The organism is Octadecabacter arcticus 238 (assembly GCF_000155735.2).
Taxonomy (GTDB): Bacteria; Pseudomonadota; Alphaproteobacteria; order Rhodobacterales; family Rhodobacteraceae; genus Octadecabacter; species Octadecabacter arcticus.
In genome coordinates, this window is the sequence record NC_020908.1 from 1,692,542 (window position 1) to 1,708,843 (window position 16,302).

General features: G+C 53.0%; 14 protein-coding genes and 2 pseudogenes. 8 read left to right on the top strand and 8 right to left on the bottom strand.

Annotated features, from left to right (window positions below; genetic code table 11):
- Positions 1-78: 78 nt before the first annotated feature.
- Positions 79-1,142, top strand: a protein-coding gene (locus tag OA238_RS29995) for an IS630 family transposase (protein ID WP_085982726.1) whose coding sequence is annotated in 2 segments (ribosomal slippage) — positions 79-583 and positions 583-1,142 — 1,065 coding nt in all. Because the reading frame shifts where the segments join, the coding sequence is not laid out codon by codon here.
- Positions 1,143-1,152: 10 nt separating this feature from the next.
- On the opposite strand, the pseudogene OA238_RS08830 reads toward OA238_RS29995, so the two are convergent.
- The 6 genes and pseudogenes from OA238_RS08830 to OA238_RS08855 form a co-directional block, all read right to left on the bottom strand.
- A pseudogene (locus OA238_RS08830) lies at positions 1,153-1,608 on the bottom strand (ATP-binding cassette domain-containing protein); the annotation flags it as partial.
- Positions 1,609-1,617: 9 nt separating this feature from the next.
- Complete coding sequence (locus OA238_RS08835) at positions 1,618-2,640, bottom strand: IS30 family transposase (protein ID WP_015494347.1); 1,023 nt, start codon at positions 2,638-2,640, stop codon at positions 1,618-1,620.
- Positions 2,641-2,697: 57 nt separating this feature from the next.
- A pseudogene (locus OA238_RS08840) lies at positions 2,698-2,859 on the bottom strand (ATP-binding cassette domain-containing protein); the annotation flags it as partial.
- Positions 2,860-3,054: 195 nt separating this feature from the next.
- On the bottom strand, positions 3,055-4,287 hold the full coding sequence (locus OA238_RS08845) for an ISL3 family transposase (RefSeq protein WP_015493537.1): 1,233 nt from the start codon (positions 4,285-4,287) through the stop codon (positions 3,055-3,057).
- Positions 4,288-4,361: 74 nt separating this feature from the next.
- Entirely contained in the window at positions 4,362-5,360 is a 999-nt protein-coding gene (rhaS, locus tag OA238_RS08850; protein ID WP_015494911.1) for a rhamnose ABC transporter substrate-binding protein, read from the bottom strand.
- Positions 5,361-5,385: 25 nt separating this feature from the next.
- Positions 5,386-6,198, bottom strand: coding sequence for a DeoR/GlpR family DNA-binding transcription regulator (locus OA238_RS08855; protein ID WP_015494912.1), 813 nt, complete (start codon positions 6,196-6,198; stop codon positions 5,386-5,388).
- Positions 6,199-6,384: 186 nt separating this feature from the next.
- Here OA238_RS08855 and OA238_RS08860 point away from each other — a divergent pair, with 186 nt between their 5' ends.
- The 7 genes from OA238_RS08860 (at position 6,385) to OA238_RS08890 (ending at position 14,384) form a co-directional block, all read left to right on the top strand.
- On the top strand, positions 6,385-8,487 hold the full coding sequence (locus OA238_RS08860) for a bifunctional rhamnulose-1-phosphate aldolase/short-chain dehydrogenase (RefSeq protein ID WP_015494913.1): 2,103 nt from the start codon (positions 6,385-6,387) through the stop codon (positions 8,485-8,487).
- A gap of 11 nt (positions 8,488-8,498) precedes the next feature.
- A complete protein-coding gene (gene rhaI, locus OA238_RS08865; RefSeq protein ID WP_015494914.1) occupies positions 8,499-9,773 on the top strand; it encodes an L-rhamnose catabolism isomerase in 1,275 nt (424 codons plus the stop codon).
- Positions 9,774-10,032: 259 nt separating this feature from the next.
- Positions 10,033-10,467: a hypothetical protein gene (locus OA238_RS33645; RefSeq protein ID WP_015494915.1), complete on the top strand. Its 435-nt coding sequence runs from the start codon at positions 10,033-10,035 to the stop codon at positions 10,465-10,467.
- A 108-nt stretch (positions 10,468-10,575) separates the two neighbouring features.
- A complete protein-coding gene (locus OA238_RS33650) occupies positions 10,576-11,049 on the top strand; it encodes a hypothetical protein (RefSeq protein WP_245581472.1) in 474 nt (157 codons plus the stop codon).
- A gap of 95 nt (positions 11,050-11,144) precedes the next feature.
- Entirely contained in the window at positions 11,145-11,345 is a 201-nt protein-coding gene (locus OA238_RS08880) for a helix-turn-helix transcriptional regulator (RefSeq protein ID WP_044036541.1), read from the top strand.
- Between the two features lie 325 nt (positions 11,346-11,670).
- Complete coding sequence (locus tag OA238_RS08885) at positions 11,671-12,777, top strand: AAA family ATPase (protein ID WP_015494917.1); 1,107 nt, start codon at positions 11,671-11,673, stop codon at positions 12,775-12,777.
- Between the two features lie 359 nt (positions 12,778-13,136).
- A complete protein-coding gene (locus OA238_RS08890; RefSeq protein ID WP_015494918.1) occupies positions 13,137-14,384 on the top strand; it encodes an IS256-like element ISOan6 family transposase in 1,248 nt (415 codons plus the stop codon).
- 410 nt (positions 14,385-14,794) lie between these two features.
- Here the strand turns inward: OA238_RS08890 and OA238_RS08895 are convergent, their stop codons facing one another.
- Both OA238_RS08895 and OA238_RS08900 read right to left on the bottom strand, forming a co-directional pair.
- Positions 14,795-15,643: an MBL fold metallo-hydrolase gene (locus tag OA238_RS08895; protein ID WP_245581473.1), complete on the bottom strand. Its 849-nt coding sequence runs from the start codon at positions 15,641-15,643 to the stop codon at positions 14,795-14,797.
- 78 nt (positions 15,644-15,721) lie between these two features.
- Entirely contained in the window at positions 15,722-16,267 is a 546-nt protein-coding gene (locus OA238_RS08900; protein ID WP_015494920.1) for a carboxymuconolactone decarboxylase family protein, read from the bottom strand.
- Positions 16,268-16,302 lie beyond the last annotated feature (35 nt).

A 16,302-nucleotide genomic window follows, 5' to 3' on the forward strand; every position in this document is an offset into this window, starting at 1 on the left:
ATAATATCTGACTCATTTTTTTGGTTTTAATTTTTGGCAAACTCTGAATCAATGACCTCCATAGATTGGGAGGTGCTCATGGGTGGAGCCATAAAAATTACGCGCACGGATATGTCTGCGAAAGATTTGCGCCGTGCGGCAAAGCGAACCAAGGATGGGCGGGTTGTACGGCGACTACTGGCCATAGCGCTGGTGCTTGATGGGGTGGATCGTGAAACGGCTGCCCGCAGCAGTGGTATGGATCGACAAACACTTCGGGATTGGGCGCATCGCTTTAACGCAGAAGGCATTGAGGGGTTATCGGATCGGAATGGCAAGGGGGCAAAACCACGGTTGTCGCCCAAGCAACAGGCGCAATTTGTGGCTTGGGTGGAGGCCGGGCCCGACCCAGTAAAAGATGGCGTAGTACGATGGCGTTGTGTCGACTTGCAGGCTCGTGTTGAAGAGGAGTTCGACGTGAAACTGCATGTGCGTACGATTGGGAAATATCTAACCAAGCATGGCTTTCGCCGCCTGTCTGTGCGTCCAGAGCATCCGAAAACTGATCGCGAAGCGCAGCAGACTTTTAAAAAAACTTTACCAGCCTCGTAAACGATACTCTGCCAGAACATGCAAAGGGGAAGCCTCTTGAGGTATGGTTCCAAGATGAAGCCCGCGTTGGACAACAGGGGACACTCACCCGTAAATGGGCCAAGCGTGGAACTCGCCCGCGCGCACCCCGTGATATACGCTTCAAATGGAGTTATATCTTTGGTGCCGCTTGTCCCGCACGTGGTACCGCCGCAGGTCTCGTCCTGCCCTACGTCAACGCCGAGGCTATGGGGCTGCATCTTGATGAGATCGCAAAAGCTGTCGCACCCGGCTCACATGCCTTGCTGATTGTTGATGGGGCGGGGTGGCATGGCGCAAAATGTTTGCAGGTGCCAGATAAAATTACGCTCGTTAAGCTGCCACCGTATTCACCCGAACTGAACCCCATGGAAAACGTCTGGGCTTATCTGCGAGCTAATAAACTCGCAATCACAGTTTTCGACACCTATGACGAAATACTCGACAAATGTGCACAAGCTTGGAACTTCTTTGCGAACGACCCAGAGCGAATAAGTTCAATCACAGATCGAGAATGGGCAAGGGTCACTTAATTCGGCCGTTGGTATAACGATCAGCGATACGGAAAATTTCATTGAACTTGTGGCTGATAAACAGGATCGCTTTGCCTTGGGATTTTAGTTTTTCAACCAAGTCATACAGTTCTTCGATTTCTTTGTGTGACAATGCTGCAGTGGGTTCATCCATAATCACCACTCGGGCATCCACAGACAGGGCACGGGCAATCGCCACGAGGTGTTTGTTGGCAATGCCAAGATCACGCAATTGGATTTGAGGGCTGAAAGGCGCGCCGATATCTTTTAATAATTTGGCAGCAGCACGGTGCATTTCACCAGTGTCGATCAGGCCGAACGGTGTTCGCGGTGCATGACCAATGTAGATGTTTTCAGCGACAGATAATTCATCAAATAGTACCGTTTCCTGGTGGATTGCTGTGATGCCCACGTCGGCGGCGTCATTGGGTGAAATGAAGGATACAGGTTTCCCGTCAATGCGGATGGCTTGGATTCAAACATCAAGTGCAACGGTTGATTTGAAGGCCGCGATTTCGTCGGCCATGGCTTCAGCGGGTGTTCTCCAACCGAGAGTTTTTCTCGGGCGGTTGTTCATCAGGTTTGCAACGTCGTTCAGCCATGTTTGGCTTGCACCGTTCAGGTCAGTTCCTTTGGGCATGTACTGACGCAGCAGTCCGTTGGTGTTCTCGTTGCTGCCACGCTGCCAAGGCGCATGCGGATCGCAGAACCAGATATCGATCTTCAACCGTCTGGCGAGTTCGGGGTGGCAGGCCATTTCGGAGCCGCGGTCGTAGGTCATGCTCTTGCGCAAAGCAGCGGGTAGTCGTCTCATCTGGCGGGTGAAGCTGTCGAGCGCGGCCTCGGCCCCATTGCCGTCCATTTTGCAAAGAATGACAAAGCGTGTCTTGCGCTCAACCAAGGTCCCCACTGACGAGCGATTGAATGCGCCCTTGATGAGGTCGCCCTCCCAATGGCCTGGTACCAGTCGCGCTTCGATCTCTTCAGGGCGATTGATAATGCGCAATGATTCCGAGACCATAGCACTGCCCGCCGCTGTCCTGCGCTTGAGCCCACGCTTAGGCTTCGCTTGACGCAACGCCTCGATCATCGCCGCCTTCAGCCCACCACGTGGCTGCGCGTAAATCGCGGCATAGATGGTCTCATGGCTCACATGGGCGGATGGATCATCAGGCTTCATGAGACGCAGTCTCTGCGCAATCTGCTCAGGCGACCAGTGCAGATGTACGAGCTTGCCATGAACAAAACGATAAAGATCGCTCCCCTCCACAAGCTTGCGCTCGCGGCGGCAGCGCGCACGCCGGGCATCATAGGCCTGCCGCGCCGCTTGCGGGCAATAGCTGCCGTCTTCCTGCCGACCTCGCGCCAGCTCACGGCAGATCGTGCTCGCCGGGCGATGCAAAAGCTGGCCGATCAACCGCTGACTGCTGCCCCTATTATGCTCGGCTAATATCACGCCACGGTCCTCGCTGCTGAGGTGCTTGCTTCGTATGTCCATCACAACATCCTATGCCCAAAGGGCTCTGAGTGTTGCATTTGAAACTTGAGCCTAAGTGGTGCCGCCGTCGGTGCGGTAAATACCGGTAAGGATCTTGACGGTCGTGGATTTACCAGCACCGTTTTCACCGACAAGGGCAGTCACTTGACCGGGGTAGAGGTCCAGCTTTACCTCATCCAATGCTTTCACGCCCGGAAAGTTCTTAGTGATCATGTCCATCGACACGACAGGTGGCGTGAGCGAGGTCGTAGTTGGCGAACTGGCTGGCGCGGGCTGCGTCGTCATTCGGAACCTCATCGGGGTTAGGGAAACAGGTGATCGGCCCGACGCGCGTGGTGCGCCGGACCGATCAGAGAGACGCGTTTAGAAAATCGACTTGAATTGTTCGGCTCTTCTCCGCTTTGTTGAGTTATTCTAGGATTTCAAATAGAACATAGATTGATTATCTGGGATGGATGACTGTCTAATTTTGAGTTTGAAGTATTCGGTATCCCTGATGCCCCTGGCTCGTTTGCGGATCATTCCTATACTGACATTACCAGCCTCTATCCTGGCGCTTGTCAGCTTGTGTTTCGCGTAGTTGCATATGCCCACACAATGTTTTCTTAGGGATTTTGCGAACTTTTTCAGATAGAGCATGTGTGACTGATCTGCGATCAGGCACCAATTTTCCAGTTGCTCTGACATCCCCTCAAATGATGGGGCGCTCCACAGAGCCTGAAGCTGTTCTTTTAAGACGTAAAGCGTATTCAGGTTGCTATTGCTCTCCAGCAACGTTTGCAGCTTGTTACTTTGTTTTTCATTCAACTTATCCGCATTTTTGAGCAACAGATAATGCGTGCCCTTCATCAACTCTTTACCACTTTGATCGGCCTTCCTGAACTCAAGGCGACGCTGATTATGGATAGCCTTGCTGTAGTTTTTCATGACGTGGAAACGGTCAAATACGATGTCGGCCATCGGCAAGGACTCCCTGACAGCCTTTTGGTAGGCAGGCCCCATATCCATCGACACGGCCTTTATTTTATGGGCTGTATCTGGCCGCAGCTGTTTCAAAAACCTTGAAAAAACTTCGGCAGTTCGACCGGCTTCCACCCAGATCAGATGCCCTCCGACCATATCGTAGACCACCGTCATATAGTCATGACCTTTCGCCCGGGCCACTTCATCGACACCAATGTATTCCAAGCCAGCAAGCTGTGCGGGATCAAGCGCAGGGAGCGTTTCCATCAGGTATGCCTTGTCGATATTCTTTACCGTCTCCCATCGTATACCTAAATGCCTGGAGACAGCCAGAATGGATAAATGACGGCACAATCCACTGATAAGATGGCAAAATCGATGGGTGAAACGGCACCCTTTATCAACAAAAGGACACGCCTCAATGCGGCGCTCACCCTTGCTAATAAAAACCTGCGCTAGCTCAATCTCAATCACACAAGGATACCCAAAAAACGGGATGTCGTTTACTTGTCGGCGAATATGTTGGTTGATGCTACCCTTCTTGCCGGTTGCAGGGTCTATAGCGCTCCTGCGGGCATCCCGACTGCACTGAACAATAACCTTCGCACCGTCTTCAGCCAGCTCAATTTCATTTACACGTTGCCCCTTCAGGCGTAAAATATGTTGCGAGATGTCGATGGTCATATACCTGCCCTATGTAAAGTTGTCAGAAACCTAACATATCAACAGGTTACTTGATGGTCAGCATCTTTTCTTACTCAACAAAGCGGAGAAGAGCCTTGTTCGATATTGCTGGCGTCGTAAACAAACGGATCAGCCATCGCGCCTTCCATGTTTTCGTCCAGCGTCAAACTGCCCATACGGCCCATTGGAACTTCAGCACCCACTGTAGCTTCTACACCATTCTGGCTCAACTCATAGGCCAGCATTGTTGCGGAATATCCCAGATCAATTGGGTTCCAGATTGCGAACGACTGCGAGGCACCAGATTCGATTGCACCGGCCATTTCAGACGGCAGGCCAAGGCCCGTGACGTTGACCTGACCAACTTTACCTGCATCCACCACAGCTTGCGCTGCTGCAACGATACCAACAGACGTTGGCGCGATGATTGCATCAAGGTCAGGATAGGATTGCATCAGGCCTGTGGCCTCACGGTAGGATTTGTCAGCCAGATCGTCTCCGTAGACAGTCGCGACAACTTCGATTCCAGGATAGTCGCCCATGACAGCCATCATTTCTTCCATCCAGATATTCTGGTTGGTCGATGTCGTGGTCGCAGATAAAAGCGCCACTTCGCCGCCGTCTGGCAAATGATCTGCGGCCAGCTTGATGATCATGTTACCGATCAACGGGTTGGACGACGGGTTTAGATGCAACTGGCGGCCTTCTGGCGCCACGCCGCTATCCCAGCTGATAACTGTGATTCCGCGCTGCATGGCACGCTGCAATGCAGGCACAAGCGCGTCGGTGTCGTTCGCTGAAATCGCAATCGCATCGACCTGCTGCGCGATTAATGCGTTGATCACTTCGATTTGGCCCTCGGCGGTGGTGTCGGTCGGACCGGTATAAATGATCTCAACATTGCCAAGCTCTGCGGCGGCTTCTTCGGCACCTTCAGCTGCGGCTTCAAAGAACCCGATGCCCAATGCCTTGACGACAATCGCTATGCGCACATTTTCTTGTGCAAACGCGGGTGAGCCAAGCACTGCGCCAGCCAATGCTACGGATGTTGCTAGTTTCTTAAGTACACTCATGGTTTCCTCCCTGGAGTGGTTTCATTCAGGCTGGCAGTTGTGCCATCCCGTCTTTCTGCGCAGCACCTTTCGGCACCACGATCAGTGTCACATCAGCCCTTTCCAGCATGACCGCAGTGCGGTCATCAATGCCGTCATCGGTGATGATTGTGTCAATCCGTTCAAGCGGACACAGGATCAAACTTGAACGATTTGCGAATTTACTACTGTCGACCAGAACGATGAGTTCTTCGGCCTGCCCGATTAGTTTTTCTTCGGCTTGGACCAGCAGTGGGTCTTGTTCCATCAATCCCAATGGCCCAATACCCTGCGCGCCCATGAACATGCGCTTGGCGTAGAAATTGCGCGTCACATCATTGTCAAACGGCGACAGGATAATGTTCTGTTCGCGGTAGATGATTCCACCAGACAGCATTACCGTGTTGCGTGTGTTTTTCAGCAGGTGTTCGGCAATCGGAAACGAGTTGGTAAACACCTGCATACGGCGTGACGCGAGCGGGTGCACCATTTGGAACGTCGTGGTGCCGCCATTGATGATGATCGGTTCACCGTCGTCGCATAGATCAACTGCAGCGGCGGCAATCGCCTGTTTTTCGGCGCTGTTCATCGTTTCATTTACTGAAAACGGGCGTCCAGCAAGCCCGACGAAAGGCGCTGTTTTTAGCGCTTCTGCACCGCCGCGAACCCGCCGCAGTCGCTTTTGTTCATCAAGGGTGTTGATGTCACGGCGCACCGTCGCCTCGGATGCACCGGTCAAAGCGCATAAATCAACGACCGTGACCAATGACCGGTCTTGGACGGCGGATAGGATAACGCGGTGACGGTCTTTCTCGTGCATTTGATGCCCTTTCGATTGGCCTAAGTTGGATTGAGTCGCCACTACCTGTCAATCATTATTTATCAACTTCAATCACTTTGCAGTGCAGCATGATTGCTTATGATTGTAAGTGATTGACTTGGTTCATCACACTCGTCAGCCTGAACGCAATCAGATCGATTTAACCTGCCGCCCTTGGAGACAGACATGACCTCTTCCCAAATCAGCCAACGCCTTGAAAATAAATGGGATGCGACCCACGCTGACACCATGAGCGAGCCGGAGAAATTGCTTTATCGTTCGAACCTTTTGGGGTCAGACAAGAGAATCACAAATTATGGCGGCGGCAACACATCCGCCAAGGTGACGCAAAAAGACCCGCTTACAGGCGACATGGTTGACGTGTTGTGGGTCAAAGGCTCCGGTGGGGATGTCGGATCAATCAAGATGGACGGGTTTTCCACGCTTTATATGGATAAGTTGAACGCGCTGCGCGGGATTTATCGCGGTGTCGAGTTTGAGGACGAGATGGTGGCCTATCTGCCCCATTGCACGTTCAATCTGAACCCGCGTGCCGCTTCCATCGACACGCCGTTACATGCCTATGTGCCACAAAAACACGTAGATCACATGCACCCTGATGCGATCATCGCGATTGCGGCCGCCAAGGACAGCAAAAAGTTGACGCGGCAGATCTTTGGCGAGAGCATCGGCTGGTTGCCATGGAAAAAGCCAGGTTATGAACTGGGGCTTTGGCTGGCGGACTTCTGTGCCAAGAACACTGACGCCAAAGGTGTCGTGCTGGAAAGCCACGGGTTGTTCACATGGGCCGATGACGCGCAGGACTGTTATGACCTGACGCTTGAAATCATCCAGACCGCGATGGACTGGTTTGCAGATCAAACCGTTGGAAAAGATGCCTTTGGTGGCGCGGTCCATAAATCCTTGCACGCAGATCAGCGTCGTGCGACCGCATCCCGCCTGATGCCCACCATTCGCGGCATGGTGTCTGGTGAACATCATATGGTCGGCCATTTTACCGATAGCGACGCGGTTTTGGAATTCGTGAATTCCAAGGATATGGAGCGCCTTGCCGCACTCGGCACATCCTGTCCCGACCATTTCTTGCGTACGAAAATCTGGCCCTTGGTTGTGGATTTTGATCCGGCAAATCAGGACGTCAATGCGACGCTTGCAGGGCTTGAAGCTGCTATTGCCGAATACCGCATTGGCTATCAAGCTTACTATGATCGCTGCAAAAAGGACGACAGTCCTTCAATTCGTGATCCTAACGCGGTCGTCTATCTAATCCCCGGCGTTGGGATGATCACATTTGCCAAAGACAAAGCCACAGCGCGGATATCGGGTGAATTTTATGTCAACGCGATTAACGTGATGCGTGGATCGGATGCAGTGTCTGAATACCAAGGCCTACCTGAACAAGAGGCTTTTGACATTGAATATTGGCTCCTCGAAGAGGCCAAGCTGCAACGCATGCCTGCCCCCAAATCCATGGCAGGGCGTGTGGCGCTGGTCACCGGCGGCGCCGGTGGCATTGGCGCAGCCACGGCGGAACGTTATTTGCGCGAAGGGGCCTGCGTCATGCTGGCCGATATCGACGATGCGGCGCTGGCCGACACGTCAGCAACACTTACCGCGCGGTATTCAGCGGATGTTGTGCGCACCGTGAACATGAACGTTACATCCGAGGATGCGGTGGCCGCCGCCTATAGCGAAATTGCTGCTGAATTTGGCGGTGTTGATATCTTGGTGTCGAATGCGGGCATCGCCAGTTCCGCGCCGATCGAGGACACAACGCTGGAGCTGTGGAACAAGAACATGGCGATCCTATCGACGGGGTATTTCCTAGTAAGCCGCGAAGCGTTCAAGCTGTTCAGGGTTCAGGACATCGGCGGCGCCGTTGTGTTCGTGGCATCCAAGAACGGCTTGGCTGCGTCGCTAAACGCGTCGGCCTATTGCACGGCAAAGGCGTCCGAAATTCACCTCGCACGCTGCCTTGCACTTGAAGGCGCGCCAATGGGCGTTCGCGTAAACGTCGTGAACCCTGACGCGGTCCTAAAGGGCAGCAAAATCTGGCAGGGCGAATGGCTTGATCAGCGCGCAGGCACCTATGGCACCGACAAAAACGGGTTGGAGGCGATGTATCGCGAGCGCTCAATGCTCAAACGTTCCGTGTTACCCGAAGACGTCGCAGAGGCTGCTTATTTTCTAGCATCCGATTTATCGTCTAAATCCACCGGTAACATCATCAATGTCGACGCGGGCAACGTTCAAGCGTTTACTCGGTAAGGACCAGAAAAATGATCAATTCAGATGTAATCACAAAATCCAACGAAGCTGCGAAAGCCAATCTTGATGCGGATTATGATGCCTTGGGCGAACACCTTGATCGTCGTGGAATTGATATTGCCCAGATTAAGACCAAGGTCGCCAAATATGGTGTCGCCGTGCCAAGCTGGGGCGTTGGAACAGGCGGAACGCGTTTCGCACGCTTCCCTGGTGCGGGTGAACCGCGGGGTATTTTTGATAAGCTCAGCGATTGCGGTTTGATCCAACAGTTAACCCGTGCGACGCCGTCCGTGTCGCTGCATATCCCATGGGACGCACAGCCAGCCGCAGATTTGAACAGTAAAGCGCAAGAGGTCGGGCTGACGTTCGATGCGATAAATTCCAACACGTTCCAAGATCAACCAGATCAAGAACACAGCTACAAGTTTGGCTCACTAGCGCACACTGACGCGGCCACACGCCAACAGGCGGTGGATCACAACATTGCCTGCATTGAATTAGGCGCACAGATTGGATCAAAGGCGCTGACAATCTGGGTTGGGGACGGGTCCAATTTCCCCGGTCAGACAAATTTCACCAAGCAATTTGAACGCTATCTAGATGCGGCGAAACAGGTCTATGGTGCACTGCCTGACGATTGGACGCTGCTGACCGAACATAAAATGTATGAACCCGCATTCTATTCCACAGTTGTGCAGGATTGGGGCACCAACCTGCTGATCGCGCAACAGATGGGTGACAAAGCAAAGTGTCTCGTGGATCTTGGCCACCATGCGCCAAATGTGAATATCGAGATGATCGTTGCGCGGCTGAAGCAGTTCGGCAAGCTGGGTGGTTTCCACTTCAATGATAGTAAATACGGTGACGATGATTTGGACACTGGCAGTATCGATCCTTATCGGTTGTTCCTTGTCTTCAACGAACTGGTCGAGGCCGAAACCGATACCGATTTTAACCCAATGCACATGTTGGACCAAAGCCACAACGTCACTGATCCAATTGAAAGCCTGATGGTTTCTGCAACCGAAGTACAACGTGCCTATGCGCAAGCGTTGTTGGTGGATCGCGCCTCGTTGGTGGGTTTTCAGAATGACAATGATGCGCTGATAGCCACGACGACCCTTAAGCACGGGTTTAGAACGGATGTTGAACCAATATTGGTAATGGCGCGGCTGGAAAACGGCGGAGCAATTGATCCCGTTTCTGCCTACCGCGCATCTGGTTACCGTTCTAGTGTTGCGGCTGAACGGCCGGCTGTCAGCGGCGCAGGTGGTGGAATTGTCTGACATGATATAGCAGATCAAGAATGAGGTCGACGTTGGCTCACTGATGCGCATAGCGAGAAGGAAAGCCCACTTTCTGCTGAAAACGGGCCTCAAATTTAGAGCCTGAGAAGACAGCTTAGTCCGCGAAGCAGATATTGGTTTATTGCACAGCGAAGGTCTGTTTTGAACGTAATTGGTGGTCTCAAATTTGTCCGTCACTTGAAGCGTTGCGCCCAGCCATGCAGGATGGCTGCGACGAGTTTGATAAAGGGATGCGCCGATGATCCTAATTCGACTAGACGGAGTGCTTGAGGAAACTGAAGATGACGTCGCACTGGTCCTGATCAAAACAGGTCGCGCTGTGCTAGTTCTAGACCAGCCGTTACCACCATTTGCGATCAACAAATTGCTCGAGGATCTGGCAGGCGACATTGACCGCCTCGGCCCGTCTCGGACGGCATCCGATAAATTGAATAAAGTTCAAGAAGGACTGTTTAAAGGTCAGATTAAGCAGAACTTGGTAGCTGGCCGAACGGTATCTTGGCGGCCCTGTGCCAAGCTTGAACAGGAGCTGCTTGATCGGCTCTTCCGTACCGTTGACGGCACCAAAAATGTCTACGCCCAAGTAGAAGAAATTTGGAAGCACCGCTTAGATGCTAACGATCAAACTGAAGGGCACCAGCCAGCTCTTTCGGAGGAAGAGCGGGCGGCATGAGGGCTCGCCGAGGTTCGACGGGGAAGACTGCCCAAAGCGTACAAGCCAAATGCTTGGAGTCGACGCTCAGAGCTCCCAGATCCGGGAGAGCCATGGCAATACAAGAATGTGGGTTCAGAGTGGGTGAGGTTCCAGCTCCAGTTTAGAAAGATTCTTGAAATTGTTGAGGAGACCAAGCGGTTTGCGTTCGAACAGGCACGTATTTTGGTCTCAGAGCTGCACAATGGAACCGAACGTCTCGTTGAGCCAGAAAGAGCATTCGAAGTACTCAATAAGCGCGCCAAAAAGCCGGAATTTGTCTTTTCTGCCGACCTCTCACTGATGTTCAACGATCACCGGGACAAAGGTGCGTTGATCACCAACGCGCGTTTGTGGATGGAGCGCGTTTCTGAAGCCCTGGAAGAGGAGGACAAGCTCGCCCGCAAAGAAGATATGATCATCGTGGCCGTCGAGCGCTTTGGAATGACGGAAACCGCTGCCTGTAAGGCCTATGACAAGGCCAATGTGCGCAACAAGGGCACAAAACGGAAACCAGGAGAGGCGTATATCAGCATCGAAAGGTTGAGAGAACTGATCCCCTAGCCGAAACAGGAGGGGGGTATCTATTCCCGCAGGTATTATCCGACTCGCCGAAATGCTGAACTTGGTCTGCATGCTATTACATGCGGAGTTAAAAAATGAGCAGCAAAACCAAAGACGATGAACGGCTTTTGAGCCGTGATGAGGTCGAAGAGCGCTTTGGCGTAACAAGGCGGTTTCTCGAGCAAAGCGCGATGAATGGGAAAGGCCCCAAGCTGATAAAGATTGGTCGGTCTGCCCGCTATCGTCCGTCCGACGTCAGGGCCTGGATCGCAGCTCACGAAGTGGGGCAATTATGATGAGTGATCAAAGCGAGTCCCCAGCGGACAACGGTGTTCGCACTTCGATTGACAACACGCCTTCCAATGCCGTGCCTACTGACGTCGTGATGGAACCAGCGACTTGGTATCGGCCTGCTCGTACGTGCTTGGTGGCTCGAACAATCATGTCTTCAAAATCGAACCGATCTCCGAGACGGCTTTGTATGCTTCCAAAAGTGGCTCGAAGATCCGTAGGAACGCGAGACTGCGACGTTTATACATGGCCCTCAAGGCTGCCGCACACCCATGCTGATAGCGTTGCGTTCATCGCATTTTTTGTTGTCTGGGATGGCGAGGAGGCTTCATGAGGGTTTCTAATGACGGCAAATTCGATGGGAACACACCGTTGCCCTCGCGTGAAAGTCGGTTCTTTCCAGCCTCTGTGTTTGCGGAAAGTGATCCTGCCCCACGCGAATGGTTGGTGCCCGATCTGATACCGTCGGGCACCGTGACGCTGCTTGGTGGCGACGGCGGCACTGGCAAGAGCCTGTTGGCGCTTCAACTTGCTGTATCTGTTGCAACCGACCGTGCTTGGCTTGGTCTCGGTGTTGGGTCTGGCGCTGCTTTGTTTATCAGCGCTGAGGACGACCAAGATGAATTGCACCGCCGCGTCGTTGACATCGCGCAGGCAGAAGCCTTGTCGCTGCATGATTTGGGCAAACTGACAATCCGCAGCCTTGCCGGCGAAGATGCGCTTCTAGCAAACCTCAACCCATCGACCGGGGCATTGGCAACCACGTCACTGTACAAGGAAGTCGAGGATCAGGCCCAAGCATCACAGCCTCGTCTGATCGTCCTTGATACTTTGGCTGACCTGTTCCCCGGAAATGAAAATGACCGTGCGCAAGCAAGGCAATTCATCGGAATGTTACGTGGTCTAGCAATACGCCATCAGTGCGCAGTTGTGCTACTCCAACACCCCAGCCTATCCGGCATGAACAGCGGTTCTGGTACATCTGGTTCAACTGGATGGAACAACTCAGTGCGCTCGCGGCTCTACCTTGAGCGCGTTAAAGAAGGGAACTACGAAACCGACCCTGATGTCCGCACACTCAGTACAAAGAAGGCCAATTATAGCCGGTCTGGTGGACAGGTCAGCATCAAATGGATGGCCGGAGTATTCGTAGCGGAGCAGGCGGAACAGGGCTTAGACAAGTTGGCAGTAAACGCGAAGGCTGAGCGTGTATTTCTTAAGCTCTTGACCACATTCACTGAGCAAGGGCGAACGGTTAATCACGCGGGTGGGATCAACTATGCCCCCAAGCATTTCGCAGAACACCCCGATAGCGAAGGCATGACGAAGCGCGCTATGAAAGGTGCCATGGAAAGTCTGTTGACCAAGGAGAAGATTGCCATTGAGATTCATGGTCCGCCGTCGAAGCGACGTTCTCATCTCGTGGTGAGAGCCTAGTTTTGAGCCTTCCAACCCCTTTCCAATGCCCTTCCAGCGGCGGTGCCAAAGTGCCTTCCGCTGCCCTTCCGAACATGTTCCGCTGGGTGTTCCACCCACCCCCATACCCCCATAGGCTGGAAGGCCGCCCTTTTAGGTGCGGCACAGCCTAGAAACGGCCCTCGTCGGCACTAACAGGACCTTCGTGCCGTTCCGCACTTTGTGGCTGAATGAAACGTGCAGGTTAAAGGCCTTTGGGTCCTTCCTAGGCTCTTTCGAGCTATGACTGAATCTGGTGTTTGAGTGGTTTGAAGGTTGGCGGCGTATCTGGTTGAATTGTTGTTGGAAGACAGCAGCCCAACCAAAGGAGATACACCACCATGGGAACTACTAACATTGTTGATTTTGCGCGTCGAGACGAGATGACGGACGCGTTGACGGAGTTGCTGAAAACGGGAGCACAACAATTGATCGCGACAGCAGTTGAGGCTGAGCTTGTCAGTTATTTGGCGCAATTTACCGGCTTACGCACCGATGCCGGTTACGCGGCAGTCGTGCGTAATGGACATCATCCGGCCCGCCCGTTTCAAACGGGCATTGGCCCTGTGAGCGTGCGCATTCCAAAGGTTCGGTCCAAGGACGGCACACCGGTGACATTCCGGTCTGCCCTGGCGCCGCCCTATGTGCGCCGCACGAAGACGCTGGAAGCGGCCTTGCCATGGCTTTACCTCAAAGGGATCTCCAGCGGCGAGATGGCTCCCGCCCTCAAGGTTCTTCTGGGCCCAGATGCCGTTGGCTTGTCGGCTAATACGGTTTCGCGTTTAAAACGCGATTGGGCCAATGAATACGAGGCTTGGAAAGGCGCTGAGTTAGATGACGAGCCCATCGTCTATATCTGGGCCGACGGCGTTCACAGCGGCCTTCGGGGCGAGGATGACAAGCTCTGTGCCCTTGTTATTATTGGGGTAACTGCCCGTGGCAAGAAGCGATTTCTGGCAATTGAGGATGGGGTGCGCGAGTCCACGCAGAGCTGGCGCGAGGTTCTGCTTAACCTCAAAAGCCGAGGCATGAATGCGCCCAAACTGGCCATCGGGGACGGTGCCATGGGGTTTTGGGCGGCCATGGACGAAGTCTATCCTGAGACCCGCCATCAACGCTGTTGGCAACACAAAACGATGAACGTGCTCAATTGTTTACCCAAGCTGTCTCAGCCAAAAGCCAAGGCCGCGCTGCACGACATCTGGCAGGCCGAGACCAAAGTCGATGCAGAAAAGGCGTTCGATCTGTTCATCAAAACCTACGAACCCAAATATCCCAAGGCCACACTATGCCTGCAAAAAGATCGTGAGGAACTCATGGCATTCTTCGACTTCCCGGCGCAGCATTGGCAAAGCATCCGCACTAGCAATCCAATTGAATCGGCCTTCGCGACGATCCGGCATCGTACCAAGCGTTCAAAGGGCTGCCTGTCACGCGATGGCATGCTGCACATGATGTTCAAACTGGGGCAATGTGCTGAGCAAAATTGGAGGAAGCTACGCGGCTTTGACTACCTCGCAAAAGTCATCACAGGCGTCACGTTCAAAGACGGAATCGAAACCACAAACCCCGACCAGATCACCGCATGACCAACAATACTCAAACACGAGATTTGACAATAACTCACACAGGGGAAATGCGCACCCCGTTACGTGTGACAGACGGAAATTTCGTAGGGTTGTGATTTGGGTTCTTGTTGTTATTGCGCAACCTGTCCTGTGCCATTCCGTAGGCTTGTCTAATTGGCGGATGGCTTGCGCCAATACCCATCACGCCCATTTGGTCGATCTCGCGCGCGAGACCATTGCCGGTGTCAATATCGTCGAAATGCCGAGCTAGTTCTGCTTGCTAAGATCTTTTCCAGCCCTGAAAAAGAAAAAATTCAGAGACCTCCGCCTGTTTGGGTTAGAAGTAGCGCGTTCAACAGTAAACAATCAATTTGTCTTAAGGAACGAAATTTGGCCCTTAATTTAGACTTAAAGATCGCTGGTAGGCTTGTCTAAGCGCCAACCTTACCAGATTTTGCTGCTAGTTCCTCAGCCGGATCGAACGCTACTTTAGTACCGAAACATAAAGCTAAATCACTCTCAGCTTTCACCTCGTCGGTACGCAGGGTCACTTCACCAGTATCTGTGAAGCGTGCGTTAGGATGGCTGGCCATCCAGTCATCGGGTGGCAGCAACGACGAGGCCCGGTGCGTAATATTCCAGACAAAGTAGTGGTGCGGCACAGTGATGCGCGGCTTAAGGCGCGCGCAAACTTGCGCGATTTGATCATAGCTGAGCACATGGGGCGAACCATCGATGGGCAGCAGTGCGATATCGACCTGGCCAAGAGCGTCCCAAATTTCATCGGGCGGATCGGGTCGGTTATCGCCCCAATGCAAGATGCGGAGACCCGCCGTTTCGACAATCAGGATCGAGTTGTCAAAGGAGCGCCAATTATCTGGCGGTATTGTCTCCATTGGCGTCAGTTTGCGCGTCAACCCAGCCCAGTCATATTTGTTATGGGTCGTGTCTGAGACATGCTTATCCGCGATTCCTGTCACAGCGACATCGGCAAATTCAAACCTACCGACGAGTCGGTCCAGAAGTGTGCTCGCATGCAAGCAATGCAGATTGTCATGGTCAAAATGAGCATGGGTGGACAGGCCTATATCTACTTCGCATCGCGGGAAATCAAAGAGATACCAGTCCCAACCGCCCCAAGGCGGGTTACGCCATGGGTCGATCATCAGCGTCACACCCGAGGGAGTTGTTATGCGAAAACACGAGCCACCAAAATAGGCCAACCGTATAGCACTTTCACCGGGGCCATCCAGTGAATGCCCACCTTGTGCGGCGATCATCCGATTGTTGTTTTCGCTTTGCTTCCAAGCCCACAGGCCCTCTTTGGTGCGATCTGTCATGGTGGTTTGGCCTTTCTGTTACTTCAGCAGCTGTTCCACGCCGTCTTCCGTTTCGATTTGCAGAGCATCGTTAAAGCGGTTGAAGAAGCCACAAAGCGCGATGCGCAACGTCAGCTCGACGATTTGTTCTTCCGTAAAATGTTTCTTCAACTCGACAAACACGCCATCTCGCATGCGGTTGAAATCGTTGGTAACTTGCACAGCATAGTCACGCACCAACAGATCAACCTCATCAAAACCTTCAGGCACCTTGCCCAGAATATCGAGCACCGCCGCTTCCGGTAGGCCGTGTTGAACCGCACGCGGTGCGTGATGAGCGATACAATATTCGCAACGGTTGATCGTCGAAACAGTGACCAGCGCAATTTCAAGATATCGCTTGGGCAAAATTGCCTCATCGTAGAGTTCGAGTAGCAGACCCATGATATGCTTAAGCGCAGGTGGGCGGTGAGCGAAGACCTTCACCTGATTGAGAAAAGGTCCGTAATCGCGGGCATAACGTTCGTAGATCGGACGAACATCGTCGGGAACTTTCGAAATATCAACATCACTCACGCGTGCCATTGTTCTTCTCCTTGGTATTGGGAGGGGCCCACGTT